The following is a 24,060-nucleotide window of genomic DNA, read 5'->3' as shown; positions in this document are numbered from 1 at the left end:
CGCGCTGGCCCCGTGATCGATAGCATCGGATCCATGCGTGGTCGGCGGCTGGTGGCGGTGCTCGGCGTACTCGCCGTGCTGCTCGCCGGCTGCGAGCGGTCCACCGCGCACGACGGCGACAACCTCCAGCCGGTCAGCCCGGCCTGGCAGCCGCTGACCCTGCCGGCGCCGCCGGGCGCGCCGGGGCGGCTGCTGCTGCGCGACGCGGTCACCTGTGCCGGCCGGTGGTACGTGGTGGGCGGGGTGGCCGACGCGGCCGGCGCGACCCGGCCGGCGGCCTGGACGAGCGGCGACGGCTCGTCGTGGAGGACGCTGCCGATCGTCGCGGATTCCTTCTACGGCAAGCAGAATGTGCTCTATTCGGTCGGCTGCCGCGACGGGGTGGCCGCCGTGGTGGGCGCGAAGGTCGGCGGCGCGCACGGCTATCCGCGGGTGAGCACCTGGCGGCAGCGCGGCGACGGCGCGCTGATCGAGGTGGCGGCGTCGTTCGAGACGTACGGCGGGCCGAAGGCGGTCAACGTGTCGCGGCTGACCGGCGGGCCGGCCGGGTGGTTGATCGTGGGCAACCGGTCCAGCGGCGCGGCGGCCTGGGTGTCGCCGGACGCGGCGGACTTCGCGATCATCGAGGGCGCGCCGGAGCTGGCCTCCGACGCCCGCGGGGTGAGCTGGGCGTTCGACGCGGTCGCCGGCCGGCAGGGCTGGCTGGCCGTGGGCGGCGTGCTGCCGAAGGGTCGGATCGACCGGGATCCGGCGGTCTGGACGTCGCCGGACGGGCGGTCCTGGCAGCGGACGACCCTGCCGGGTAGCGCCGACTACGAGGAGTTGCAGCGGGTGGTGCTGGCCGGCGACACCGCGGTCGCGGTGGGGTTGCGCGGTCGGTCGTTCGGCGCGTGGTGGCAGGAACCGGGCGGCGGCTGGGTCGCGGCGGGCGGTTTCGGCCAGCTCGGCCCGGGTGGCGTGCCGTCGGTGAGCGCGCTGGTGGCGTCCGGCGGGCGGTTGCTGGCGGCGGTCTCCGACGGGGCGCGGCACAGCGTCTGGACGTCGTCCGACCGGGGCGGGTCGTGGCACGAGGTGGTCCCCGCGACGCAGCTGCCGGCCGGGGCGGACCGGGACGTCAGCCTGGTGGCGGCGGGGGACCGCTGGTGGCTGGCGGCGGACGACGGCACCCGGGGCGCCCTCTGGTGGGCGGTCGCCGGGCCGGCGCCGGGCTGATCGATTCGGGTCACTGGTCGACCGGTGCTGACCGGCTTGCCGGGGTTTGCGCCGTCCCGCTCCGCGGACAGCCAACCGCCTAAGGACCGGTCAGGGGATTGACCTGTTACGCGCACTGGTTGGATCTGGCGCGTCTTCGTAACGGTTTCGCAGACCCCGGCTCTAGGCCTTCCGAGACGGTATGAGTGTGGGTACGCTCCGCCATCACGAGCCGTAACGCAGGGGGCGTCCCTGCGGGGTGGGTGGAACTGCGGGTTGATGCTGTCCCCGTTGGTCGGGGTCGGTCACGCCCGCATCTGGAGGAGGTCAGGAAGCCGTGAGGCGAAGCTATGTACGGGCGCTCGGCACCGCCGCGCTCGCCGCGACGCTGGTTGCCGCAGCTGGATGCCAGGATTCTGGTGGCGAGGGCGGCACCGCGTCCGGCGACTGCGGCGGCAAGATCGCGATTTTCGGCGCGTTCACCGGTGACAACGCGGGTCTGGTGATCCCGTCGCTGAACGGCGCGAAGCTCGCCGTGAAGCAGCACAACGAGAAGAACGCGGACTGCAAGGTCACCATGCAGGAGTTCGACACGCAGGGTGACCCCGCCGTGGCCACCCCGTTCGCGAACCAGATCGCCGGTGACAACTCGTTCCTCGGCGTCATCGGTGGTCACTTCTCCGGTGAGTCGGACGCGACCATGCCGATCTACCAGGCCGCCGGCCTGGCGATGGTGGCCCCGTCGGCGACCCGGACCGACCTCACCCAGAAGGGCAACACGTCCTTCTTCCGGGTGGTCGGCCACGACGGCACGCAGGCTGCCGCGGTGGCGGTCTACATGAAGTCGCAGAACGCGCAGAAGGTCTTCGCGATCGACGACGGCAGCGCCTACGGCGCGGGTATCACCGCCGAGCTGGGCAAGGCCCTCGGCCCGACCCTCGTCGCCACCGACAAGATCCAGGAGCGGCAGTCGCAGTTCGACGCCACCATCTCCAAGATCAAGGCGGCGCAGGCGGACTTCGTCTTCTACGGCGGTTACACCCGTGAGGCCGCTCCGCTGGTGCGGCAGATGCGCGCGGCCGGTGTCCAGGCCAAGTTCGTCGGCCCGGACGGTCTCTACGACCCGGCGTTCCCGCAGGGTGCCTCCGGTGGCGCCGAGGGTTCGATCATCACCTGCCCGTGCCTCCCGGCCGACAAGGCCGGCGGCACCTTCTCCGCCGACTACCAGAAGGAGTACGGCCAGGCGCCGGGTTCCTACGGTGCGGAGGGCTTCGACGCCGCGCAGATCTACCTGGACGCCTTCAAGGACGGCAAGAAGAGCCGGGCCGACATCCTGGCCTACGTGAAGGCGTACGACAAGCAGGGCGTGTCGAAGTACATCAAGTTCGACGCCAAGGGTGACGTCGACCCGACGAAGGTCGTCATCTGGGCCTACCAGATCAAGGGCACGGCGATCGAGCCGCTGCAGGAGCTCAAGCTCAGCTGACGACAGCACTGGAGTACGGCCGGGGTGTTCGCCCCGGCCGTACTCGATGCAAGGAGACCCCGGTGAATTTCGACGAACTATTCGGCCATCTCGGCCAGCACACCGTCGACGGGTTGTCCAAGGGGGCGATCTACGCCCTGATCGCCCTGGGCTACACGCTCGTCTACGGCGTCCTGCGCCTGATCAACTTTGCCCACTCCGAGGTTTTCATGGTCGGCACCTTCGCGGTGCTGGGCGTGTGGACCGCGTTCGGGGTGCAGAACAACCCGCCGATCGGGCAGGCCGTGCTCTTCCTGGTGCTCGGTCTGGTCGCCGCGGCGGTCGCCTCCGGCGGTACCGCGTTGGCGATCGAGCGGATCGCCTACCGCCCCCTGCGGCGTAAGAACGCGCCGCCGCTGATCTTCCTGATCACCGCGATCGGCCTCTCGCTGGTGCTGGTCGAGGTCTTCGGCCTGCTGCTGCCGGACGTCGCGGGCGGGGCACTGCCGTCGATGTTCGGCCGCGCCCGGCAGATCGTCGGCATGCCGACCATCATCCAGCAGGAGACGCTCTTCACCATCGCCGGCACGGCGATCACGAACATCCAGTTGATCGTCTTCGTGTCGGCTGTCGTGATGATGGCCGCCCTGGACTGGTTCATCAACCGCACCCGCTACGGCCGGGGCGTGCGGGCGGTGGCGCAGAACCCGGAGACGGCGGCCCTGATGGGCGTCAACCAGGAGCGCGTGATCATGCTGATCTTCGTGCTCGGCGGGATCATGGCCGGCGCCGCGGCCCTGCTGTGGAGCATGCGGTTCGGCTTCACCCAGAACAGCATCGGTTTCGTGCTGGGCCTGAAGGCGTTCACCGCGGCCGTGCTCGGCGGCATCGGCAACCTGCGTGGTGCGCTGGTGGGCGGCCTCTTCCTCGGCATCGTCGAGGTCTACGGCGCCACCCTCTTCGCGTCCAACTGGGAGGACGTCATCGCCTTCGTGGTGCTGATCGTGGTGCTGATGTTCCGTCCGACCGGCCTGCTGGGTGAGTCGCTCGGGAGGGCCCGCGCATGATCGACAAGATTCGCTCCGCAGATCGCCGGCGGGTCAGCCTGCTGACCTCGGTCGGCGACCGTTGGCGGGCACTGCCGAAGTGGCAGCAGGCGATCGGGTTCGTCGCCTTCGTGGCGTTCCTCTACTACCTGCCGCTGCTCGGCATCCCGGGCCTGACCTGGCTGCGTACCGACTCGATCGCCGGCGGCAACAACTGGGCCGGTGTGCTGTTCGTCTGCGCCATCTACGTGCTGGTGGCGATCGGTCTGAACGTCGTGGTGGGCCTCGCCGGCCTGCTCGACCTCGGCTACATCGGCTTCTTCGCCATCGGCGCGTACAGCGTGGCGCTGTTCGGCTCGGTGAACTCGCCGGTGGTGAAGTGGATCCAGCAGGAGTTCGACCTGCCGGCCACCTGGGCGGTGACCTGGGCGATCTGCCTGTTCATCGCGCTCGTGCTGACGCTGATCTCCGGCGTGCTGCTGGGTTGGCCGACGCTGCGTCTGCGCGGCGACTACCTGGCCATCGTGACGCTCGGCTTCGGCGAGATCATCCGGATCGTGGCCCGCAACGCCACCGGGGTGACCAACGGCCCGCAGGGCATCTCGGCGATCCCCGGGCCGGAGGGCCCGCCGTCGGCGCAGAACCAGATCTTCGGCCTGATCGACGCGAAGCCGTGGTACTGGTTGGCGATCACGACGGTGCTGTTGATGGTCTTCGCGGTGCGCCGGCTGGAGCACAGCCGGGTCGGCCGGGCCTGGTTGGCCGTCCGGGAGGACGAGGACGCCGCGGCGGTGATGGGTGTCTACCCGTTCAAGTTCAAGCTGTGGGCGTTCGCGATCGGTGCGGCGCTCGGCGGCCTGTCCGGCTTCCTGTTCGCCAGCCGGAACGCGTTCATCGACCCGACGCAGTTCAACGTGAACCTGTCCATCCTCTTCGTGGCGATGGTCGTGGTCGGCGGCTCCGGCAACATGGTCGGCGTGTCGCTCGGCGCGGTGCTGCTGGCCTATCTTCCGGAGCGGTTCCGGGAGATCGCCGACTACCGGTGGCTGGCCTTCGGTCTGGCCATGGTGCTGGTGATGATCCTGCGTCCGCAGGGCCTGATCCCCAGCCGGCGGCGGGCCCGCGAGTTGAAGGACCGCGCGGCGGAGGCAGAGGAGGCGCCCGCTCATGTCTGACCAGACCACCGGCACGACGGCGCCGAAGATCCCGACCCAGCCCGGGCCGCGGCCCGTGCTGCTCGAGGTCGACAACGTCACCCTCCGGTTCGGCGGCGTGGTCGCCCTCGACGGGATCAACTTCCAGATCCACGAGGGTGAGATCCTCGGCCTGATCGGCCCGAACGGCGCCGGCAAGACCACCACGTTCAACGTGATGACCGGGGTGTACAAGCCGACCTCCGGGTCGGTCCGGTTCCACGGGCAGCGGGTCACCGGCCGTAAGCCGCACCAGATCAGCAGGATGGGCATCTCCCGGACGTTCCAGAACATCCGGCTCTTCCCGGAGATGTCCGCGCTGGAGAACGTCATGGTCGGGACGGACTCCCGGCACAAGACCAGCGTGCCCGGGGCGCTGTTCCGGCTGCCCCGGTTCAAGCCGAAGCCGCACGAGGTGCCGCAGGTCACGGCCGAGGCCGGCATCCAGCGGTCGTGGCAGGAGGTGCGTCGGGCGTTCGCCAAGGCGTTCGGCCTGTCCCGGCACATCCTCGAGGAGCGGGCGGCCGAGGCCAAGGCGATGGAGCTGTTGCGCTTCGTCGGCATCGCCGACCGGGCCAACGACGCGGCGCGCAACCTGCCGTACGGCTACCAGCGCCGGTTGGAGATCGCCCGGGCGCTGGCCACCGAGCCGAAGCTGATCTGCCTGGACGAGCCGGCCGCCGGCTTCAACCCGGCGGAGAAGGAGGAACTGCTCGCCCTGATCCGCAAGATCCGTGACAAGGGGCTGACCGTCCTGCTCATCGAGCACGACATGCGCCTGGTCATGGGGGTCACCGACCGGATCGTGGTGCTGGAGTTCGGTCGGAAGATCGCCGACGGCGCGCCCGCCGATGTCAGTCGGGACCCGAAGGTGATCGCCGCGTACCTGGGGGAGTCCGCCGATGACGCTGCTTGAGCTCGAGAACGTTACCGTCGCCTACGGCCGGATCGAGGCGTTGCACGGCATCAGCCTCACCGTCAACGAGGGTGAGGTGGTGGCCCTGATCGGCGCGAACGGCGCCGGCAAGACCACCACCATGCGGGCCATCTCCGGCACCCGGTCGCTCTCCGGCGGTCGGATCACCTTCAACGGGGAGGACATCACCAAGCTCCGGGCCGACCTGCGGGTGGTCCGGGGGCTGTGCCAGTCCCCGGAGGGCCGGCAGATCTTCCCCGGTATGACGGTGATGGAGAACCTGGACATGGGGGCGTACACCCGGCGGGACTCCGCCGGCATCGCCGCCGACCTGGAGCGGGTGCTGACCCTGTTCCCGCGGCTGGCCGAGCGGCGCAAGCAGGCCGGCGGCACGCTCTCCGGCGGTGAGCAGCAGATGCTCGCCGTCGGCCGGGCGCTGATGAGCCGGCCGAAGCTGCTGCTGCTGGACGAGCCGTCGATGGGTCTGGCCCCGATGGTGATCCGGCAGATCTTCGACATCATCACGGAGATCAACCAGCAGGGCACCACGATCCTGCTGGTGGAGCAGAACGCGCAGCAGGCGCTGTCCCGGGCGCACCGGGGGTACGTGCTGGAGACCGGTCGGATCGTGAAGGAGGGGTCCGGCCAGGACCTGCTGCACGACCCGGCGGTCAAGGAGGCGTACCTCGGCGTGGCCTGACCGCGTCGTACCGCCGGCGGCCGTCCGTCCCCGCGAGGGGGTGGGCGGCCGCCGGCGCTTTTCCGCCCGATGCCGGTGCCGCCGGGTCGGGGATGTCGGACGTACGGACTAGAGTCGCCTGCGTGACAGCTACGACCCCGCGCCTGCTTCTCGTCGACGGACACTCCCTGGCATACCGGGCCTTCTTCGCCCTGCCGGTGGAAAACTTCTCCACCACGACGGGGCAGCCGACCAACGCGGTCTACGGCTTCACCTCGATGCTGATCAACGTGCTGCGCGACGAGCAGCCGACGCACATCGTCGTCGCCTTCGACGTCTCCCGCCACTCGTTCCGCACCGACCGGTACGCCGAGTACAAGGCCGGCCGTAGCGAGACCCCGACCGACTTCAAGGGCCAGGTCAGCCTGGTCAAGGAGGTCCTCGCTGCACTGCGCGTCCCGGTGGTGGAGAAAGAGGGCTACGAGGCCGACGACGTCATCGCCACGCTGGCCTGCCAGGCCCGCGACCAGGGCATGTCGGTGCTGATCACCACCGGCGACCGGGACGCGTTCCAGCTGGTCGACGACAACATCACCGTGCTCTACCCGCGCAAGGGGGTCTCCGACCTGGCCCGGATGGACCCGGCGGCGGTCGAGGCGAAGTACGGCGTGCCCCCGCAGCGCTACCGCGACCTGGCCGCCCTGGTCGGCGAGACCAGCGACAACCTGCCCGGCATCCCCGGCGTCGGCCCGAAGACGGCGGCCAAGTGGATCACCGCCTACGGCGGGGTGGAGGGCGTCATCGCCCGGGCCGACGAGATCAAGGGCAAAGCCGGCGACAGCCTGCGCGAGCGGCTTGCCGACGTGATCCGCAACTACGAGATCAACTGCCTGGTCTCCGACCTGGAGCTGCCGCTGCGCCCGGAGGACGCCCGCTGGGCCGGCTGGGACCGCGAGGCGGTGCACCAGGTCTTCGACACCCTGGAGTTCCGGATCCTGCGCGATCGGCTCTACCAGTACCTCGAGGCGGTGGAGCCGGAGGCCGAGGCCGGCTTCGACCTGGCCGGCGAGGTGCTCACCGAGCCGGGCGCGCTGGCGCGGTGGCTGGGCGCGCACGCCCCGGCCGGCACCCCGGTCGGGGTCGCGGTCACCCTGGACACCGGCCCCAACCGGCGGCACACCGCCACCGTGACCGCCCTGGCGCTGGCCACCGCCGGCGGGGCGGCGGCCTGGGTCGACCCGGCCCGGCTGGACGCCGGCGACGGGGCGGCGCTCGCCGGCTGGCTGGCCGACGCCGAGCGGCCCAAGGTGCTGCACGACAGCAAGCCCGCCGTGCTTGCCTTCGCGGCGCAGGGCTGGTCGCTGGAGGGCATTGTCCGCGACACCCAGATCGCGGCCTACCTGGCCCGCCCCGACCAGCGCTCCTACGACCTGACCGACCTGGCGCTGCGCTACCTGCACCGGGAGTTGCGGGTCGACGCGCCGGACGACGGCCAGCTCACCCTCGACGGGCTGGGCAACGAGGGCGAGGTCGAGCAGAACCTGATGCTCCAGGCCCGGGCCACCCTCGACCTGGCCGATGCGATCGACGCCGAGCTGTCCCGCGACGGCGAGCAGTCGGCCCGGCTGATGGCCGGGGTCGAGCTGCCGCTGATGCGGGTGCTGGCCGGCATGGAGCGCACCGGCATCGCCGCCGACACGCACTACCTGTCGGAGCTGGAGGCGCACTTCGCCGCCGAGGTGAAGGCCGCCGCCCAGGGTGCGTACGCGGCGGTCGGGCGGGAGTTCAACCTGGGCTCGCCCAAGCAGCTCCAGGAGATCCTCTTCGGCGAGCTGGGCCTGCCCAAGACCAAGAAGATCAAGACCGGCTACACCACCGACGCCGACGCCCTGCAGTGGCTCTACGCGCAGAATCCGCACCCGGTGCTGGAGCACCTGCTGCGCCACCGGGACGTGGCCAAGCTGAAGTCGACCGTCGACGGGCTGCTCAAGTCGGTCTCCGACGACGGCCGGATCCACACCACCTTCAACCAGACGGTGGCGGCCACCGGCCGGCTCTCCTCCACCGAGCCCAACCTGCAGAACATCCCGATCCGCACCGAGGAGGGGCGGCGGATCCGCCGCGCCTTCGTGGTGGGGGAGGGCTACGAGTGCCTGCTCACCGCCGACTACAGCCAGATCGAGATGCGGATCATGGCGCACCTGTCGTCGGACGACGCGCTGATCGAGGCGTTCAACTCCGGGGCCGACTTCCACGCCGCCACCGCCTCGTCGGTGTTCGAGGTGCCGGTCGCCGAGGTCACCGCCGACCAGCGGCGCAAGATCAAGGCGATGAACTACGGCCTGGCGTACGGGCTGAGCGCGTTCGGCCTCTCCCAGCAGCTCGGGATCAGCACCGAGGAGGCGCGCGGGCTGATGGAGAACTACTTCGCCGGCTTCGGCGGGGTGCGCGACTACCTGCACGAGGTGGTGGCCCGGGCCCGGCACGACGGCTACACCTCCACCATCCTGGGCCGCCGGCGCTACCTGCCCGACCTGGTCAGCGACAACCGGCAGCGCCGGGAGATCGCCGAGCGGATGGCGCTCAACGCCCCGATCCAGGGCTCCGCGGCCGACATCATCAAGCTCGCCATGCTGCACGTGGAGACCGCGCTGCGCGAGGCCGGGCTGCGCTCGCGGATGCTGCTGCAGGTGCACGATGAGCTGGTCTTCGAGGTCGCCCCGGGCGAGCGGGAGGCGCTGGAGGCGCTGGTGCGGCGCGAGATGGGGGGCGCGTACCCGCTGTCGGTGCCGCTGGAGGTGTCGGTCGGCGAGGGCCGCGACTGGAACAGCGCCGACCACTGACCCGCCCCGGCGTCCGCCGGGCCGCCCGGCCGATGCCGCACTGGAGCGGGCCGGCGGAAGGACCGCGCCGGCTGTTGCCGGAAGGTGCTGGTCGCCGGCGGGACGGCGTGCCCGACAGCCGCGCCCGGGGCCGCTTCCGGGCGGCTACCGGGTGACGCCGGTCATCGTCCCGGGCCCCGGCGCTCCTTCGGCGGGGCGCCGCGCCGCTCGAGCGCCCGCCGCGACGGGCCACCCGGCGGCGGAAGGGGACCCTTGAGGGGGTCGTGACCCCAGTTCATCAGCGAGTACCGCCACCGGGTCTCGCTGACGTCGCCGCTCGGTCGCTGCGCCATGTGCCGCCGTACGTATCCGACGACCTTGCGCATGTGCCGGTAGTCGTTCTCGGAGAGCTCGCCGCGCTTGCGGCGCAGCAGGTCGATGATCCGGCGGCCCGACTCGTGCCCCACCGACTCGCCGCCCTTGGTGCCCTTGCGCCAGCCGACGTGCTTGGACTTCTCGCTGTCCAGCCACGTCGACAGCTCGCCGGGCTTCATGTTCACCGCCTCCGTGAACTCCCGGTAGGTGTCCCGGCCCTCGTCACCTCGGCTCATGACGCAGCACCTCCGGTCGGTGGGCGACGTCCCGGCCCGAGTCGTCGTTGCGGATCCGGTACTGCGGGTGCTCCTGGGACGCGTTCACGGCGTGCCCGCGCACGTGCGTCCGGTCGATCAGCTTCTCCTTCACCACGCCGTACGCCCGGCCGCTGTGACTGGCCCAGGAGACGTGGTCACCCTCGCGGAATTCCCTCTTCTCGGCCATACGGCCTGGCTACCCGGGGCCCGCCGGGCGAAACGGCGACCGGCGCCGGGCCGCCGGGAGGTGATCTCGACGGCCGGCGGCCCGGTCGGCGATCACCGGCAGCCAGGACGGGGCACCCGGCTCAGCCGGGCTTCTCGGTGACGAAGATGGCGGTGCCGGGGAAGAGCCGGCCGCGCAGCGGGCTCCACTGCCCCCAGATCCCCTCGTGTCCCGCCGGCCACTCCGGTTCCACCAGGTCGACCAGGCGGAACCCGGCGCCCACCAGTTCCCGGATCCGGTCGCCGAGGGTGCGGTGCTGCTCGACGTAGCTGGCCTCGCCGGTCTCGTCCTGCTCCACGTACGGGGAGCGGTCGAAGTACGAGTGCACCGCGGTCAGCCCGCCCTCGCCCGGGTCGTCGAGGAAGATCCACCGCATCGGGTGGGTCACCGAGAAGACCCAGCGGGCACCGGGCCGCAGCACCCGGAACACCTCGCGCATCACCGCCGCCGAGTCGGCCACGAACGGGATCGCCCCGAACGCCGTGCAGGCGGTGTCGAACGCCGCGTCGGCGAAGGGCAGGGCCAGCGCGTCGGCCTGCACCAGCGGCACGCGTACGCCGGTGCGGGCGGCGGCGAGCGCGGCGTGCCGCAACATGCCGGCGGAGAGGTCCAGGGCGACCGGGTGGGCGCCCTGGGTGGCCAGCCAGCGGGCCGCGGCGGCGGCGCCGCAGCCGAGCTCCAGCACCCGCCGGCCGGCCAGCTCGCCGAGCAGCCGCGCGTCGGCCTCGCGCACCCCCTCCGGGCACCAGACGAAGTCGACCTCGCCGAGGAAGTCACCGTGCTCGGCCTGGTAGTCGTCGGCGTCGGCGTCCCACCAGCGGCGGTTGGCCCGGCGGGCCTCCGCGTCGCCGACCCGGCGGCGGGTCACCCGGCTGTCGTCATCCACCCGCTCACGCTAGGCCCCGGCGCCGGCCGGGCGGACGGGTGGGCCCGAGTGGCCGAGCCGGGTCCGCCGTGGGGGTGGTGGGTCGGTTGTGACGGACGAGACAGCTGTGGTGCATTCCGTGTGATTTCTCGGCTTTCGCAGGTCACGAGGCGGCGAGGAGACGGGAGGGCTTGCACGCTGTGGTAATGCGCACGGTAGGCTAGACGATGCGCTCGCGGATCGTGTGCCTCGGCAGGGAGCAGGTGCGCGGTCTCCGGGACCACTGGCAGAGCCATCCATGATTCCACGCGATGACCTTTCGGTGTGCCCGGTGACGAATCCGCCGGCGCGAACAGGTCACCGCGACACCAGCCTGCTGTGACACACCATCCGACCGGAGCAACCGCCCACATGACGAGCAGCATCGAGGCCCCCTCGAGCGCCACCCGGGTCACCCACGACGATCTCGGTTCCGAGGAGGCTTTCCTCGCCGCGATCGACGAGACCATCAAGTACTTCAACGACGGCGACATTGTCGAAGGCACCGTCGTCAAGGTCGATCGGGACGAGGTCCTGCTCGACATCGGCTACAAGACCGAGGGTGTCATCCCCTCTCGGGAGTTGTCGATCAAGCACGACGTGGACCCGGCCGAGGTCGTTTCGGTCGGTGACCACATCGAGGCCCTTGTCCTCCAGAAGGAGGACAAGGAGGGTCGTCTGATCCTCTCCAAGAAGCGGGCGCAGTACGAGCGGGCCTGGGGCACGATCGAGAAGATCAAGGACGAGGACGGTGTCGTCCGCGGCTCGGTCATCGAGGTGGTCAAGGGCGGCCTCATTCTCGACATCGGGCTGCGCGGCTTCCTGCCCGCGTCCCTGGTCGAGATGCGGCGGGTGCGCGACCTGCAGCCGTACGTCGGGCGCGAGCTCGAGGCCAAGATCATCGAGCTGGACAAGAACCGCAACAACGTGGTGCTGTCCCGCCGGGCCTGGCTGGAGCAGACGCAGTCCGAGGTGCGCACCGAGTTCCTCAACAAGCTGCAGAAGGGCCAGGTCCGCAAGGGCGTCGTGTCCTCGATCGTCAACTTCGGCGCGTTCGTCGACCTCGGCGGCGTGGACGGTCTGGTGCACGTCTCCGAGCTCTCCTGGAAGCACATCGACCACCCGTCCGAGGTCGTCGAGGTGGGCCAGGAGGTCGAGGTCGAGGTCCTGGACGTCGACCTGGACCGCGAGCGGGTCTCGCTGTCGCTGAAGGCGACCCAGGAGGACCCGTGGCGCCAGTTCGCCCGCACCCACGCGATCCAGCAGATCGTGCCGGGTAAGGTCACCAAGCTGGTGCCGTTCGGCGCCTTCGTCCGGGTCGACGACGGCATCGAGGGCCTGGTCCACATCTCCGAGCTGGCCGAGCGTCACGTGGAGATCCCGGAGCAGGTCGTCCAGGTCGGCTCCGAGGTCATGGTCAAGGTCATCGACATCGACCTGGAGCGCCGCCGGATCTCGCTGTCGCTCAAGCAGGCCAACGAGGGCTTCGTCGAGGGCGAGGAGCACTTCGACCCGACCCTCTACGGCATGGCCGCGACCTACGACGCCGAGGGCAACTACATCTACCCGGAGGGCTTCGACCCGGAGACCGGGGAGTGGCTCGAGGGGTACGAGAAGCAGCGCGAGACCTGGGAGACGCAGTACGCCGAGGCGCGTCAGCGCTGGGAGGCCCACACCAAGCAGGTGCAGACCTCCCGGGCCGCCGACGCCGAGGCCGCTGCCAACCCGGCTCCGGCCGTCACGGGTGGCACCACCACCACGACCACCGCGGCCCCGAGCCGTCAGGCCGAGGAGCCGGCCGGCACCCTGGCCACCGACGAGGCGCTCGCCGCTCTGCGGGAGAAGCTCGCCGGCGGCAAGTGACCCGCTGAACGACGAAGGGCCCCGTCCCCGCGATCGAGAGATCGCCGGGGGCGGGGCCCTCGCCGTTTCCGACCGGCACGCCCCGGACACTCTGGTGCGCGATTTTTCGGGGGGCGCGGGGCGTGCCGCCCCACCCGCCCCGGGAGGGCCGGTTTGGCGGTGGAACCGTGATCCGGTTGACTGTTGCCGTGCTGATGGTGGGACTGACCGGCGGGATCGGCTCCGGCAAGAGCGCCGTCGCGGCCCGGCTGGCCGAGCGGGGCGCGGTGCTGATCGACGCCGACCGGATCGCCCGGGAGGTGGTCGCGCCGGGGACCGAGGGGCTGGCCGAGATCGTCGCCGCATTCTCCGAGCGGGTGCTCGACGCCGACGGGGCGTTGGACCGGGCGGCCCTCGGGGCGCTGGTCTTCGCCGACGAGACGGCCCGCCGCCGGTTGGAGGCGATCACCCACCCCCGGGTCCGGGCGCGGACCGCCGAGCTGGCCGCCGCGGCGGGGCCGGACGCGATCGTGGTCAACGACGTGCCGCTGCTGGTGGAGGTGGGGCTCGCGCCCACGTACCACCTGGTGGTCGTGGTGGAGACGGCGGTGGCGACCCGGCTGGAACGGCTGGCCCGCGACCGGGGGATGGACCGGGCGGAGGCCGAGCGGCGGATCGCCGCGCAGGCCGACGACGCCCGCCGCCGGGCGGCGGCGGACGCGCTGCTGACCAACGACGGCAGCCTGGCCGACCTGCACGCGGCGGTGGACGCGCTCTGGTACGAGCGGCTGTTGCCCTTCGCGGCGAATCTGCGCGAACGCCGGGTGGTCCGGCCGGCGCGGGTCGAGCTGGTCGAGGCCGATCCCACCTGGCCGCAGCAGTACGCCCGGCTGGCCGCCCGGATCCGGCACGTCCTCGCCCCGGCCGAGCCGCGGATCGACCACATCGGTTCCACCGCGGTGCCCGGACTGGCCGCCAAGGACGTGATCGACATCCAGCTGGCCGTGCCGACGCTCACCGACGCGGACGGCTCGTTCGCCGAGCGGCTGGCCGCGGCCGGGTTCCCCCGGCTGCCCGGCGAGTGGTGGGACAACCCGCGCCCGCCCGGCAGCGGCCGGTGGCCGAAGCGGCTGCACGGCAGCGCCGACCCGGTCCGCCCGGTCTACCTGCACATCCGGGCGGTGGACTCGCCGGGCTGGCGGTACGCCCTGCTGATGCGCGACCACCTGCGCGCCGACCCCGACCAGCGGGCGGAGTACCTGCAGGTGAAGCGGGACCTGGCGGCCGCCGCCCCGGACAGCGCCACGTACAGCACCGCGAAGGACCCCTGGTTCGACGAGGAACACCTGCGGGCCGAGGCCTGGGCCGCCCAGGTCGGCTGGCGGCCCTGACGATCCCACCGCCCGCCGCCGCCAGCGCGGCGGTGTCAGCGGTCGGCCGGGCGGGTGCGGCTCGGTGCGGGTACGGCCCATCGGGGCACCGTGCCGGGCGTCAGGTCGAGCTGGGCCCAGGCGCCCGGACGGGTGCGCAGCTCCAGCCGGCGCAGCAGCCCGGAACGGTCGATCCAGTAGCGCAGCAGCGCCCGGGAGGTGCGCAGCTCGACGACGTCCACCGTACGGCCGTCCAAGCTGTCGCCGCGCACCCGGAGCGCGTCGCCGCGCCGTTCGGCTGAGCCGCCGGCCCGTAGCGCCGCGTCGACCAGCAGGTCGAGGTCGTCGGCGCGGGCCGGGCCGGCCCGCCAGCCATCGGTGGGCGGCGGCAGCGGCGGCCGGCCGGGCGTCTCGGCGGGGCCGGGCACCGCGCTCGCCGGCAGCTGCGTTCGGGCGGTGCCGGCGGTGCCGTGGTGCAGCAGCGTCCGGCGGTTCGGCGTGCCCAGGTCCGCGACCGTCAGGTAGGCGCTGCGTCGCGTCCAGTTCAGCCAGCCGGCGCCGCGCAGGTTGGTGTCGGTGCCCACGGGTGCGGTCAGGGTGACGGTGGCGCCGCCGCCGGCGCGCAGCCGGCCCGGCAGGCGGTCCAGTCGGTCCCGCTCGGCGGCGGTGAGCGCCCGGGGCAGACCCGGCCGTCCGCCCAGCGCGTCGACCGGGCGCAGAGTGGGCCGGTTGGTGCGGTTCAGCTGCACCGCCACCGGTCCGACGCCGGGCAGCCGGGCCTCCAGCCGGTGCAGCCGGGCCGCCTGGTCCAGCCAGTAACGCGGTTGCTCGGCGGTGGCCGGGCCGCCGGGCGGCGGGGCCTGGAGGATGTCCACCGGTTCCGCTCCCACGGTGGCTCGGCCCACCCAGCGGGCGGCGTCGCGCGCCGGGCCGGCCGGCTCCGGGCGGTCGGCGGCGAGGTGGAAGAGCAGGTCGACCAGCCGGGCGAGGCGGTGCTCGCGGGGCAGGTGGTGCAACCGCCAGCGGTCCGTCGGGGGGACCAGCGGCGGCGGTGCGGGCGTCGGCACCGCGGCGGGGTCGGGGCGTAGCAGCAGCACCGTAGGGGTCGCCTGGAGCAGGCCCCGCTCCGGGCCGGCGCCCGGCCCGCCCACGTCCAGGTAGACCAGCGGTCGGGACCAGTCGACCCAGCCAACCAGCTCGGTGCGCGCCGCGCCGTCGCCGACGGTCACGTGCAGCCCGGACCGCAGGTCCCGGTAGTTGGTGACCCGCATGGCGGCGAGCCGGTCGTGCTCCGCCGCGGTCAGCGTCCGGGCTGGTTCCGGCGGGTCGGGCGCCCAGCTCAGCAGCCCGGCGACCAGCGCGGCGGCGGAGAGCACGGCGACGACGGCGAGCACCAGGAGGGTGGTCCGGCGCCGCCGGGCGAGCCCGCGGCGGAGCGAACCGCGGCGGACCGGGCCCGGCTCGCCGGCCAGGACCCGGCGGATCGCGTCCTGGTCGCGGTTCAGGATCCGGCGGGCCGCGCCGGGCGTCCTGGCGTCGTCGGGGGCCGTCGCCGGGTCACGGCGGCGCCACGCGGTGGCACGGCGGAGGAGGCCCGTCCGTTGGTCGGCCGGCTCGGCCAGGCCGGTGCCGCCGGCGCGGCGCCCGCGGGGCGTGTCGTGGTGGGGTTCGTCGGGCCTGCCGTCGGCGTCGCGGCTGCCACGCGCCGGTCGTGAGGTCTCCACAGGTAGTTGAACGGGCCGGAGCGTGCCGGGGTGACGAGCCGGGGCGGGCCGACCGGGTCCGGATGGGCTGACGTCCCGGAGCGCGCCGGGGTGACGAGCCAGGGCCCGGCCGGCGGGCGGACGAGCCGGAGCCGGGCCGGCGGAACAGGGCACGAGCCGGTGCCGGGCCGGCGGACAGGGCTGACGCCGGAGCCGGGCCGGCGGACAGGGCTGACGGGCCAGGTGCCGGGCTGATGAGCCGGGGTTGGACAACGAGCGGTGCTGACGAGCAGGGGCGCTCGCGGCGGCCGGTCTGCGCGTCACGCGCGACCACTCGGGTGCGCACGCCGGGAGTGCCGGGTGCTGCGACCCCTGTGCCGGGGGCGGGCCGGCTGATGACGGCCTGGCCACCTGCCCGGTCGGCCGCCGCGAGCGGCCTACACGAAGAGCCTAGCCGGGTGAGATGGGCCACACAATGGGAATATCGAAGCCGATCAGGGACCAACGGTAGTCGGGGCGGAGTGTCGGACCCCGGGCGTACCGTTGGGGTCATGGCGCTCGACATTCCCCGACTCGACGGCCGGTTCCAGGTCGTCAGCGAGTTCCAGCCCGCCGGCGACCAGCCGGCCGCGATCGACGACCTGGAGCGCCGGGTCCGGCGCGGTGACCGCAACACGGTGCTGCTCGGCGCGACCGGCACCGGCAAGAGCGCCACCACCGCGTGGCTGATCGAGCGGTTGCAACGGCCGACGCTGGTCCTCGCACCCAACAAGACGCTCTGCGCGCAGCTCGCCAAGGAGTTCAGCGAGCTGCTGCCGCACAACGCGGTGGAGTATTTCGTCTCCTACTACGACTACTACCAGCCCGAGGCCTACATCCCGCAGACCGACACCTACATCGAGAAGGACTCCTCGATCAACGAGGAGGTGGAGCGGCTGCGGCACTCGGCGACGATGTCGCTGCTCACCCGCCGCGACGTGATCGTGGTGGCGACCGTCTCGGCGATCTACGGGCTGGGCACCCCGGAGGAATACCTCGACCGCGCGGTGCGCGTCGCCATCGGCCAGGAGCTCGACCGCGACCAGCTGCTGCGCCGCCTGGTCGACATCCAGTACACCCGCAACGACATGGCCTTCAACCGCGGCACGTTCCGGGTCCGCGGTGACACGCTGGAGATCATTCCGGCCTACGAGGAGCTCGCCGTCCGGATCGAGCTGTTCGGCGACGAGGTGGAGAAGCTCTACTACCTCAACCCGCTCACCGGCGACGTGGTCCGCGAGGTGGACCACCTGCTGATCTTCCCCGCCACGCACTACGCGGCCGGGCCGGAGCGGATGGAGCGGGCGATCCGCGACATCGAGACCGAGCTGGGCGAGCGGCTGGCCGAGCTGGAGCGGCAGGGCAAGCTGCTGGAGGCCCAGCGGCTGCGGATGCGCACCACGTACGACATCGAGATGATGCGGCAGGTCGGCTTCTGCTCCGGCATCGAGAACTACTCGATGCACATCGACGGCCGGCTGCCCGGCAGCCCGCCGCACTGCCTGCTCGACTACTTCCCCGACGACTTCCTCACCGTGGTCGACGAGTCGCACGTGACCATCCCGCAGATCGGCGGCATGTACGAGGGCGACGCGTCCCGCAAGCGGATGCTCATCGACCACGGCTTCCGGTTGCCCAGCGCGGCCGACAACCGCCCGCTGCGCTTCGACGAGTTCCTGGAGCGGGTGGGCCAGATGGTCTTCCTCTCCGCCACTCCGGGCCCGTGGGAGCTGGAGCAGTCCCAGGGCGAGTTCGTCGAGCAGGTGATCCGCCCGACCGGTCTGATCGACCCCGAGGTCGTCGTCAAGCTGACCAAGGGCCAGATCGACGACCTCATGCACGAGATCAAGCTGCGTACCGAGCGGGACGAGCGGGTGCTGGTCACCACGCTCACCAAGAAGATGGCCGAGGACCTGTCCGACTACCTGCTCGAGAACGGCATCCAGGTGCGCTACCTGCACTCGGAGGTGGACACGCTGCGCCGGGTCGAGCTGCTGCGCGAGCTGCGCAAGGGCGACTACGACGTGCTGGTCGGCATCAACCTGCTCCGGGAGGGCCTCGACCTGCCCGAGGTGTCGCTGGTGGCGATCCTGGACGCCGACAAGGAGGGCTTCCTGCGCAGCGGCCGGTCGCTGATCCAGACCATCGGCCGGGCGGCGCGGAACGTCTCCGGTCAGGTGCACATGTACGCCGACAAGATCACCCCGTCGATGGCGGACGCGATCGACGAGACCAACCGGCGGCGGGCGAAGCAGATTGCGCACAACGAGGCGCACGGGATCAGTCCGGAGCCGCTGCGCAAGAAGATCCACGACATCCTCGACGACATCTACCGCGAGGCGGAGGACACCGAGCAGAACACCCGGGTCGGCGGCGCGGTGCGGCAGCTCTCCCGGGGCAAGGCGCCGGTCAAGGAGACCCGCAGCCGCGGCCGGGGTGGCGCCGCCGCACCGGCGAGGGAGGGCATGGCCCGGGCCGAGCTGGCGCAGCTCATCCAGGAGCTGAACGACCAGATGCTGGCCGCCGCGCGGGAGCTGCAGTTCGAGCTGGCCGCCCGGATCCGTGACGAGGTCGCCGACCTCAAGAAGGAGCTGCGCGGGATGGACGCCGCCGGCGTGAAGTGACACGCGGGCGGCCCGGGTCGACGTGACGGACGGGCGGTCGGGGATGGACGCGGTCGGGGCGCCGGTCGACGAGATCGTCCTCGGTGTGCCCGACGCGCGGCTACGGCCCTTCGTCGACCGCTACGTCGGCTACCGCGAGCGCGCGGACGTGCCGCTGGTCCGCCGGGAGGTGGCCGGCGCCTTCGTCGTGGTCGTCCTCGGCTGGCGCGCCCCGCTGGACGTGGTCGACCCGCGCGACGCCGCCCGGGGCGCCCACCGGGTCGACTCCTTCGTCGCCGGCACGTTCGACGGCCCCTGCACCACCCGGCTGGTCGGGGTCGGCGAAGGGGTGGAGCTGCTGCTCGCCCCGCTGGCCGCCCGGCGGGTCCTCGGCCTGCCACTGGTCGAGCTGACCAACCGGGCGGTGGGGGTGGGGCAGCTGCCGGGTGGCTGGCTCGACCGGCTCCGCGTCCGGGTGGCCACCGCCGGCGACTGGCCGGCCCGGTTCGCGCTGCTCGACGCCGCGCTGGCCGCCCGGCTGGCGGCCACCGAGCCGGTCGACCCCCGGCTGGCGTGGGCCTGGCGGCGGTTGGCCGACACCGGCGGGCGGGTCGCCGTCGCCGCCCTCGCCGACGAGCTGGGCTGGAGCCGCCGGCACCTGGCCGCCCGGTTCCGCGACGAGGTCGGGCTGACGCCGAAGACCAGCGCCCGGCTGCTCCGGTTCCAGCGGGCCTACGCGACCCTGGCGGCCGGCCCCGCCCTCGCCGCCGACCCGACGCCGTTCGGCCCGCCCGGCCAGAGCGGCCTGCCCGGCCCGGATGGTTTCGGCCGGTCCGTGGGTCTGTCGGCGGGCGGCTGGGCCGAGGTGGCCGCCCGCTGCGGGTACTACGACCAGTCCCACCTGATCCGTGACTTCCGCGAGTTCGCCGGGGGCACCCCGACCGCGCTCGGGTCACATTCGTCCAATCCCGTGTGACCACGGCGGCGGCAGACTCGGGGCATGCGAACCATCTATCCGATCCTCCGTTACCCGGATGCCCGGTCGGCCATCGACTGGCTCTGCGCGGCCTTCGGTTTCACCGTGCACGCGCGCTACGACGCCCCGGACGGTTCGGTGGCGCACGCCGAGCTGACCCTGGACACCGGCATGGTCATGGTGGGCGAGCGGCCCGGCCCGCCGCCCCGGCCGGGCGACGAGGACTGGTCGGTCTACGTGGCGGTCGGCGACGTCGACGCGCACTGCGCCCGGGCCCGGTCGGCCGGCGCCGAGATCGTCCGGGAGCCGTTCGACACCGACTACGGCTCCCGCGACTACACGGCCCGGGACCTGGCCGGCAACGTCTGGGCCTTCGGCACGTACCGGCCCTGACCTGCGGCGGGGGCGCCGGGCCGGCGGTTGGCCGACCCCGGGACGGTTGCGGTGAGCGAGCACGATATTGCGCTGGGTGATCATCCTGCGTACTCTCCCACGGTGGGGAGGCGGGGATGCCGGTGCCAACGAGTCCTGTCATTCGACGCGCGCGGCTCGGAGCCGAGTTGCGCCAACTGCGCCGGCGGGAGGCGCTCACCCTGGAACAGGTCTGCGACCGGCTGGGTTGGGCCTCCACCTCCAAGCTGTCCCGCATCGAGCTGGGGCAGAGCCGGCCGGACCTCGCCGACGTGCTCGACCTGTTGGACGTCTACCAGGTGCCGGCGCCGCAGCGGGACGCGCTGATCGTCATCGCCCGGGACGCGGCCACCACCCGGGGCTGGTGGAAGGCGCTGGGCGAGATGGGCGAGCGGCAGCGCACGTACGCGGAGCTGGAGGCGGGGGCGGCCAGCATCGTCGACTACCAACCCGCCGTGGTGCCCGGGCTGTTGCAGACCCCGGCGTACGCCCGGCTGCGGATCGCGGCCGGGCGGCTGCTCGAACCCGGCGTGGACGTCGAGGCCGACGTGCGGGCCCGCCTCGTCCGGCACGAGGTGCTCCGCCGCCCCGAGCCGCCCCGCTACACGGCGCTGCTCGGCGATCCCGCCTGCGATCCCGCCGACGCGTCGCCGGAGGTGTGGCGCGAGCAGCTGCGGCACCTGGTCGGCCTGGCCGAGCTGCCGAACGTGACGATCCGGCTGGTGCCCCGGGGCGTCGCCGCGCGGGGGGTGCAGCCCCTCACCCCGTACTCGTGCTACTCCTTTCCGGATCCGGCCGACCCGCGCACCGTGATGCTGGAGGCGCTGACCACCGACGTGCGCCTGGTCGCCGCGCCGGACGTGGACCGGTACGAGCGGCTCACCGGCTGGCTGCTGGGCGCCGCCCTGCCGGCGGAGGAGAGCATCGCCGAGCTGGCCCGGCGCGCGACCGGTTAAGACCGGCCCGAGCGGACGAGCCGGCCGCGGGTCACACGTGGCGGCGGAAGCCACCCTCGGAGTCGATCACCTGCCCGGTGATCCACCCGGCGTCCGGCGAGCAGAGGAACCGCACCAGCCGGGCCGCGTCCCCCGGGGTGCCCCAGCGCCCGCCGGGGAAGAGTCGCGCCACCGCGGCGTGCACGTCCGGCGGGGCGTAGCCGGTGTCGGTCGGCCCCGGATTGACGCAGTTGACGGTGATGCCGGTGGGCATGAGCAACGGGGCGAGCTGGACGGTCAGGTTCTCCACCGCCGCCTTGCTGGCCGCGTACGCCAGCTCGCCGGGCATCGGGCCGAGCCGCTGCCCGCTGGAGAAGAGCACCAGCCGTCCGCCGGATCCGCCGGTGAAGGCCGCCGCGAACGCCTCGGCGAGCAGCAGCGTGGCCCGTACGTTGACCAGCAGGTGCCGGTCGATCTCGGTGGGGTCGAGCGCTCCGAGCGGGGTGTGCGTGGAGTACGCGTGCACGGCCACCACCGCGTCGAGCCGGCCGTGCCGGCGTACCGCCTCGGCGACCAGCCCGCCGGGCGCGGCCGGGTCGAGCAGGTCCGCCGGGACGTAGCCGGCGCCGCCCAGCTCGCCCAGCAGGGCCGGCACGCCGTCGGGATCGCCCCCGTAGGGCTGCGCCTCGTCGAACGCGGGCAGCCCGGTGAGCAGCAGCCGCCAGCCGTCCGCGGCGAGCGTGCGGGCGACCGCCGCGCCGATGCCGATCCGCCGGCTCACGCCGGTCACCAGGGCCACCCGGTCAGTCATGATCGCCAGTCAACCGACCGCGGCGGTCAGGGGCCAGCGAATATCGCCGCGCGGTCACCGGGCCCGGCGCCCCCGAGCCCGTCGGGCCCGGCGACCGGCGCGTGCGAGGCGGACGTTAGAACGGGGGTACGACAGCCTCAGGCGGGCACGTCGACGAAATGCTCGACCAGCGGCGGATTGGCGAAGTACGGGCCGATCAGCTCCCGCCACCGGGTGAACCGCTCGCTGCCCCGGAAGTTGTCGTTGTGCGCCTCGACCGAGTCCCACTCGACCAGCAGCACGAAGCGGGACGGCGACTCGACGCCCCGGGTCATCCGCACCGACCGGCAACCCGGGGTGCCGGCGAGCACCGGGTGCCCCTGGGCGTACGCGGCGGCGAACTCGTCCTCTTGTCCCGGCAGTACGTCGATGAGCGCGACCTCAAGCACCATGCCGGGGAGCCTTTCACGCCGCGGTGCCGGACGCGTGCCGTGGGGGGCTGTTCCCAGTGACCGGGCGGCTCTAGGGTGGGCGCGCGGAAAGGGGAGCGGCATGATCGACTGGCTCACCGGCACGGCGTTCACCGTGGCGGGCACCGGCACCACCCGGGCCGAGCTGCTGGGCTTCGCCACCGGGGTGCTCAACGTGTGGCTGGTCGCCCGGCAGCGGATCGCCAACTGGCCGGTGGGCATCGCCAACGTGCTGCTGCTGATGCTGCTGTTCCGGACGGCGGGCCTGTACGCCGACGCCGGCCTCCAGCTCGTCTACGTCGGCCTGGGCCTGTACGGCTGGTGGGCGTGGCGCTACGGCGGTGCGCGGCGTACCCGGCTGACGGTCAGCCGGACCGGCGGCCGGGAGTGGTGGGCGCTGGCGGTGGCCGGGGTGGCGCTGACCGGCGGGCTCTGGGCTCTGCTGTCCCGGGCCACCTACTCCACCGTGCCGCTGCCGGACGCGCTGACCACCGCGCTCTCCCTGCTGGCCACGTACGGGCAGACCCGCAAGCGGGTGGAGAGCTGGTGGCTGTGGATCACCGCCGACCTGATCTACATCCCGCTCTACGCCTACAAGGGCCTCTACCTCACGGCCGTGCTCTACCTGGTCTTCCTCGGGCTCTGCGTGCTCGGGCTGCGGGAGTGGCGGGCGGCCCTGCGGCGCCAGGGCACCCCGGCGCCGGTGCCGCCCGGCCCGGCCCCGGTGGCGGCGTGACCGACGAGGCGCCCGCGCAGCCGGAGTTCCGGCACGGGCTGGTGGTGGGCAAGTTCTACCCGCCGCACGCCGGCCACCACGCGCTGATCACGGCCGCCGCCGCCCGCTGCACGGCCGTCACCGTGGTGGTGGCGCCGTCGCGCCGGGAGTCGATCCCGCTCGCGCTGCGGCTGGACTGGCTGCGCGAGGTGCACGCGGACACCCCGTGGGTGCGCTTCGTCGGCCGCTACGACGACCATCCGGTGGACTACGCCGACCCGGCGGTCTGGGACCTGCACTGTGCGGTGTTCCGCGAGGCGCTGGGCGGGCAGCGGGTCGACGCCGTCTTCTCGTCGGAGGCGTACGGCACGGAGCTGGCCCGGCGCTTCGACGCCGTACCCGTCGAGGTGGATCCGGCGCGGCGGCGCGTGCCGGTCTCGGGGACCGCGGTGCGCGCGGACCCGGTGGGCCACTGGGACCGGCTCAGCCCGCCGGTGCGGGCGTGGTTCGTCCGGCGGGTGGTGGTGGTCGGCGCGGAGTCCACCGGCACCACCACCGTGACCGCCGCCCTGGCCGCACACTTCCGTACCCGCTGGGTTCCCGAGTACGGCCGGGAACTGACCGCGCGGAAGCTGGCCCGGCTGCGGGAGCGCGACCCGGCGGCCACCGTCTTCGACGTCAGCTGGGACCGGGACGACTTCGCCGAGGTGGTCCGGGAGCAGCAGGCGGCGGAGGACGCGGCGGCCCGGTCCTGCGGCCCCCTGCTCTTCTGCGACACGGACGCCCGCGCGACCGCCGTCTGGGAGGAGCGCTACCTCGGATCGTCGTTCGCCCGGGTGCGCGCGGCGGCCCGGCGACCGGCGCTCTACCTGCTGACCGATCACGTCGGCGTGCCCTTCCACGACGACGGGCTTCGCGACGGCGAGCACCTGCGGGCCTGGATGACCGAGCGGTTCCGGGCGGAGCTGGCCGGGTGCGGGGTGCCGGTGGTCGAGCTCAGCGGCCCGCTCCCGCGGCGGCTGGCCCGGGCGGTCGCCGCCTGCGAGGAACTGCTCGCGGCCGGCTGGCCACTGGCCGACCCGCTGGTCGCGCCCGACCAGGAGCACCTAGCCTCCTAGGACGCCTTACGCGG

At 72.9% G+C, this 24,060-nt stretch carries 21 protein-coding genes; 15 read left to right on the top strand and 6 right to left on the bottom strand.

Going from position 1 to position 24,060, the window contains the following annotated elements; all coding sequences use genetic code 11:
• Window positions 1-33 precede the first annotated feature (33 nt).
• From ACVCAH_RS11855 to polA, 7 genes are all read left to right on the top strand, one after another.
• Window positions 34-1,212, top strand: coding sequence for a hypothetical protein (locus tag ACVCAH_RS11855; RefSeq protein ID WP_447136133.1), 1,179 nt, complete (start codon window positions 34-36; stop codon window positions 1,210-1,212).
• Between the two features lie 316 nt (window positions 1,213-1,528).
• Window positions 1,529-2,677 (top strand): branched-chain amino acid ABC transporter substrate-binding protein, encoded by a 1,149-nt coding sequence (locus ACVCAH_RS11850; protein WP_447136132.1) that lies wholly within the window; start codon window positions 1,529-1,531, stop codon window positions 2,675-2,677.
• Window positions 2,678-2,739: 62 nt separating this feature from the next.
• Window positions 2,740-3,723 (top strand): branched-chain amino acid ABC transporter permease, encoded by a 984-nt coding sequence (locus ACVCAH_RS11845; RefSeq protein ID WP_447136131.1) that lies wholly within the window; start codon window positions 2,740-2,742, stop codon window positions 3,721-3,723.
• Window positions 3,720-4,877, top strand: coding sequence for a branched-chain amino acid ABC transporter permease (locus ACVCAH_RS11840; protein WP_447136130.1), 1,158 nt, complete (start codon window positions 3,720-3,722; stop codon window positions 4,875-4,877). The genes ACVCAH_RS11845 and ACVCAH_RS11840 overlap by 4 nt, the downstream gene beginning before the upstream one ends.
• Window positions 4,870-5,811, top strand: coding sequence for an ABC transporter ATP-binding protein (locus ACVCAH_RS11835; protein ID WP_447136129.1), 942 nt, complete (start codon window positions 4,870-4,872; stop codon window positions 5,809-5,811). Before ACVCAH_RS11840 ends, ACVCAH_RS11835 begins: the two co-directional genes overlap by 8 nt.
• Window positions 5,798-6,511: an ABC transporter ATP-binding protein gene (locus tag ACVCAH_RS11830; RefSeq protein WP_447136128.1), complete on the top strand. Its 714-nt coding sequence runs from the start codon at window positions 5,798-5,800 to the stop codon at window positions 6,509-6,511. The genes ACVCAH_RS11835 and ACVCAH_RS11830 overlap by 14 nt, the downstream gene beginning before the upstream one ends.
• Window positions 6,512-6,633: 122 nt before the next feature.
• The gene (gene polA / locus ACVCAH_RS11825; RefSeq protein WP_447136127.1) at window positions 6,634-9,333 is read left to right on the top strand and encodes a DNA polymerase I; all 2,700 of its coding nucleotides are present in this window, start codon (window positions 6,634-6,636) and stop codon (window positions 9,331-9,333) included.
• Between the two features lie 161 nt (window positions 9,334-9,494).
• On the opposite strand, the gene ACVCAH_RS11820 is transcribed toward polA, so the two are convergent.
• The 3 genes from ACVCAH_RS11820 to ACVCAH_RS11810 form a co-directional block, all read right to left on the bottom strand.
• Window positions 9,495-9,923 carry a DUF3140 domain-containing protein gene (locus ACVCAH_RS11820; protein WP_447136126.1) on the bottom strand — a complete coding sequence of 143 codons (429 nt, stop codon included), beginning with the start codon at window positions 9,921-9,923 and terminating at the stop codon, window positions 9,495-9,497.
• Window positions 9,910-10,131, bottom strand: a complete 222-nt coding sequence (locus ACVCAH_RS11815; protein ID WP_447136125.1) for a DUF2945 domain-containing protein — start codon at window positions 10,129-10,131, stop codon at window positions 9,910-9,912. The genes ACVCAH_RS11820 and ACVCAH_RS11815 overlap by 14 nt, the downstream gene beginning before the upstream one ends.
• 121 nt (window positions 10,132-10,252) lie before the next feature.
• Window positions 10,253-11,056 (bottom strand): class I SAM-dependent methyltransferase, encoded by an 804-nt coding sequence (locus ACVCAH_RS11810; protein ID WP_447136124.1) that lies wholly within the window; start codon window positions 11,054-11,056, stop codon window positions 10,253-10,255.
• 390 nt (window positions 11,057-11,446) lie between these two features.
• Here ACVCAH_RS11810 and rpsA point away from each other — a divergent pair, with 390 nt between their 5' ends.
• Together rpsA and coaE are read left to right on the top strand one after the other, a co-directional pair.
• On the top strand, window positions 11,447-12,937 hold the full coding sequence (gene rpsA, locus ACVCAH_RS11805) for a 30S ribosomal protein S1 (RefSeq protein WP_447136123.1): 1,491 nt from the start codon (window positions 11,447-11,449) through the stop codon (window positions 12,935-12,937).
• A 188-nt stretch (window positions 12,938-13,125) separates the two neighbouring features.
• Window positions 13,126-14,307, top strand: coding sequence for a dephospho-CoA kinase (coaE, locus tag ACVCAH_RS11800; protein WP_447136224.1), 1,182 nt, complete (start codon window positions 13,126-13,128; stop codon window positions 14,305-14,307).
• A 35-nt stretch (window positions 14,308-14,342) separates the two neighbouring features.
• On the opposite strand, the gene ACVCAH_RS11795 is transcribed toward coaE, so the two are convergent.
• Window positions 14,343-16,010 carry a hypothetical protein gene (locus ACVCAH_RS11795; protein ID WP_447136122.1) on the bottom strand — a complete coding sequence of 556 codons (1,668 nt, stop codon included), beginning with the start codon at window positions 16,008-16,010 and terminating at the stop codon, window positions 14,343-14,345.
• A 530-nt stretch (window positions 16,011-16,540) separates the two neighbouring features.
• Here ACVCAH_RS11795 and uvrB point away from each other — a divergent pair.
• The 4 genes from uvrB (at window position 16,541) to ACVCAH_RS11775 (ending at window position 20,974) form a co-directional block, all read left to right on the top strand.
• Complete coding sequence (gene uvrB / locus ACVCAH_RS11790) at window positions 16,541-18,652, top strand: excinuclease ABC subunit UvrB (protein WP_447136121.1); 2,112 nt, start codon at window positions 16,541-16,543, stop codon at window positions 18,650-18,652.
• Between the two features lie 43 nt (window positions 18,653-18,695).
• Window positions 18,696-19,607, top strand: a complete 912-nt coding sequence (locus ACVCAH_RS11785) for a helix-turn-helix domain-containing protein (protein WP_447136120.1) — start codon at window positions 18,696-18,698, stop codon at window positions 19,605-19,607.
• A gap of 24 nt (window positions 19,608-19,631) precedes the next feature.
• Window positions 19,632-20,000 carry a VOC family protein gene (locus ACVCAH_RS11780; protein WP_447136119.1) on the top strand — a complete coding sequence of 123 codons (369 nt, stop codon included), beginning with the start codon at window positions 19,632-19,634 and terminating at the stop codon, window positions 19,998-20,000.
• Between the two features lie 116 nt (window positions 20,001-20,116).
• Complete coding sequence (locus ACVCAH_RS11775) at window positions 20,117-20,974, top strand: helix-turn-helix domain-containing protein (protein ID WP_447136118.1); 858 nt, start codon at window positions 20,117-20,119, stop codon at window positions 20,972-20,974.
• A gap of 31 nt (window positions 20,975-21,005) precedes the next feature.
• Here the strand turns inward: ACVCAH_RS11775 and ACVCAH_RS11770 are convergent, their stop codons facing one another.
• Together ACVCAH_RS11770 and ACVCAH_RS11765 are read right to left on the bottom strand one after the other, a co-directional pair.
• Window positions 21,006-21,764 (bottom strand): SDR family oxidoreductase, encoded by a 759-nt coding sequence (locus tag ACVCAH_RS11770; protein ID WP_447136117.1) that lies wholly within the window; start codon window positions 21,762-21,764, stop codon window positions 21,006-21,008.
• Between the two features lie 137 nt (window positions 21,765-21,901).
• On the bottom strand, window positions 21,902-22,195 hold the full coding sequence (locus ACVCAH_RS11765) for an antibiotic biosynthesis monooxygenase family protein (protein WP_447136116.1): 294 nt from the start codon (window positions 22,193-22,195) through the stop codon (window positions 21,902-21,904).
• Window positions 22,196-22,295: 100 nt separating this feature from the next.
• Here ACVCAH_RS11765 and pnuC point away from each other — a divergent pair, with 100 nt between their 5' ends.
• Both pnuC and ACVCAH_RS11755 read left to right on the top strand, forming a co-directional pair.
• Window positions 22,296-22,949: a nicotinamide riboside transporter PnuC gene (gene pnuC / locus ACVCAH_RS11760; protein WP_447136115.1), complete on the top strand. Its 654-nt coding sequence runs from the start codon at window positions 22,296-22,298 to the stop codon at window positions 22,947-22,949.
• Window positions 22,946-24,046 (top strand): AAA family ATPase, encoded by a 1,101-nt coding sequence (locus tag ACVCAH_RS11755; RefSeq protein WP_447136114.1) that lies wholly within the window; start codon window positions 22,946-22,948, stop codon window positions 24,044-24,046. The genes pnuC and ACVCAH_RS11755 overlap by 4 nt, the downstream gene beginning before the upstream one ends.
• The last annotated feature ends 14 nt before the right edge of the window (window positions 24,047-24,060 follow it).

The organism is Micromonospora sp. LZ34 (assembly GCF_052981855.1).
The sequence above is the reverse complement of the archived record's forward strand: the minus strand, read 5'-3'. Positions and strand labels throughout refer to the sequence as shown.

Bases quoted from the DNA above. Each gene is read 5' to 3' on its own strand.
- ACVCAH_RS11785 (WP_447136120.1), top strand. From the start codon at position 18,696: ATGGACGCGGTCGGGGCGCCGGTCGACGAGATCGTCCTCGGTGTGCCC.
- ACVCAH_RS11780 (WP_447136119.1), top strand. From the start codon at position 19,632: ATGCGAACCATCTATCCGATCCTCCGTTACCCGGATGCCCGGTCGGCC.
- ACVCAH_RS11770 (WP_447136117.1), bottom strand. From the start codon at position 21,764: ATGACTGACCGGGTGGCCCTGGTGACCGGCGTGAGCCGGCGGATCGGC.
- pnuC (WP_447136115.1), top strand. From the start codon at position 22,296: ATGATCGACTGGCTCACCGGCACGGCGTTCACCGTGGCGGGCACCGGC.
- ACVCAH_RS11815 (WP_447136125.1), bottom strand. From the start codon at position 10,131: ATGGCCGAGAAGAGGGAATTCCGCGAGGGTGACCACGTCTCCTGGGCC.
- ACVCAH_RS11855 (WP_447136133.1), top strand. From the start codon at position 34: ATGCGTGGTCGGCGGCTGGTGGCGGTGCTCGGCGTACTCGCCGTGCTG.
- ACVCAH_RS11830 (WP_447136128.1), top strand. From the start codon at position 5,798: ATGACGCTGCTTGAGCTCGAGAACGTTACCGTCGCCTACGGCCGGATC.
- ACVCAH_RS11820 (WP_447136126.1), bottom strand. From the start codon at position 9,923: ATGAGCCGAGGTGACGAGGGCCGGGACACCTACCGGGAGTTCACGGAG.
- ACVCAH_RS11765 (WP_447136116.1), bottom strand. From the start codon at position 22,195: ATGGTGCTTGAGGTCGCGCTCATCGACGTACTGCCGGGACAAGAGGAC.
- ACVCAH_RS11775 (WP_447136118.1), top strand. From the start codon at position 20,117: ATGCCGGTGCCAACGAGTCCTGTCATTCGACGCGCGCGGCTCGGAGCC.
- ACVCAH_RS11840 (WP_447136130.1), top strand. From the start codon at position 3,720: ATGATCGACAAGATTCGCTCCGCAGATCGCCGGCGGGTCAGCCTGCTG.
- ACVCAH_RS11835 (WP_447136129.1), top strand. From the start codon at position 4,870: ATGTCTGACCAGACCACCGGCACGACGGCGCCGAAGATCCCGACCCAG.
- rpsA (WP_447136123.1), top strand. From the start codon at position 11,447: ATGACGAGCAGCATCGAGGCCCCCTCGAGCGCCACCCGGGTCACCCAC.
- uvrB (WP_447136121.1), top strand. From the start codon at position 16,541: ATGGCGCTCGACATTCCCCGACTCGACGGCCGGTTCCAGGTCGTCAGC.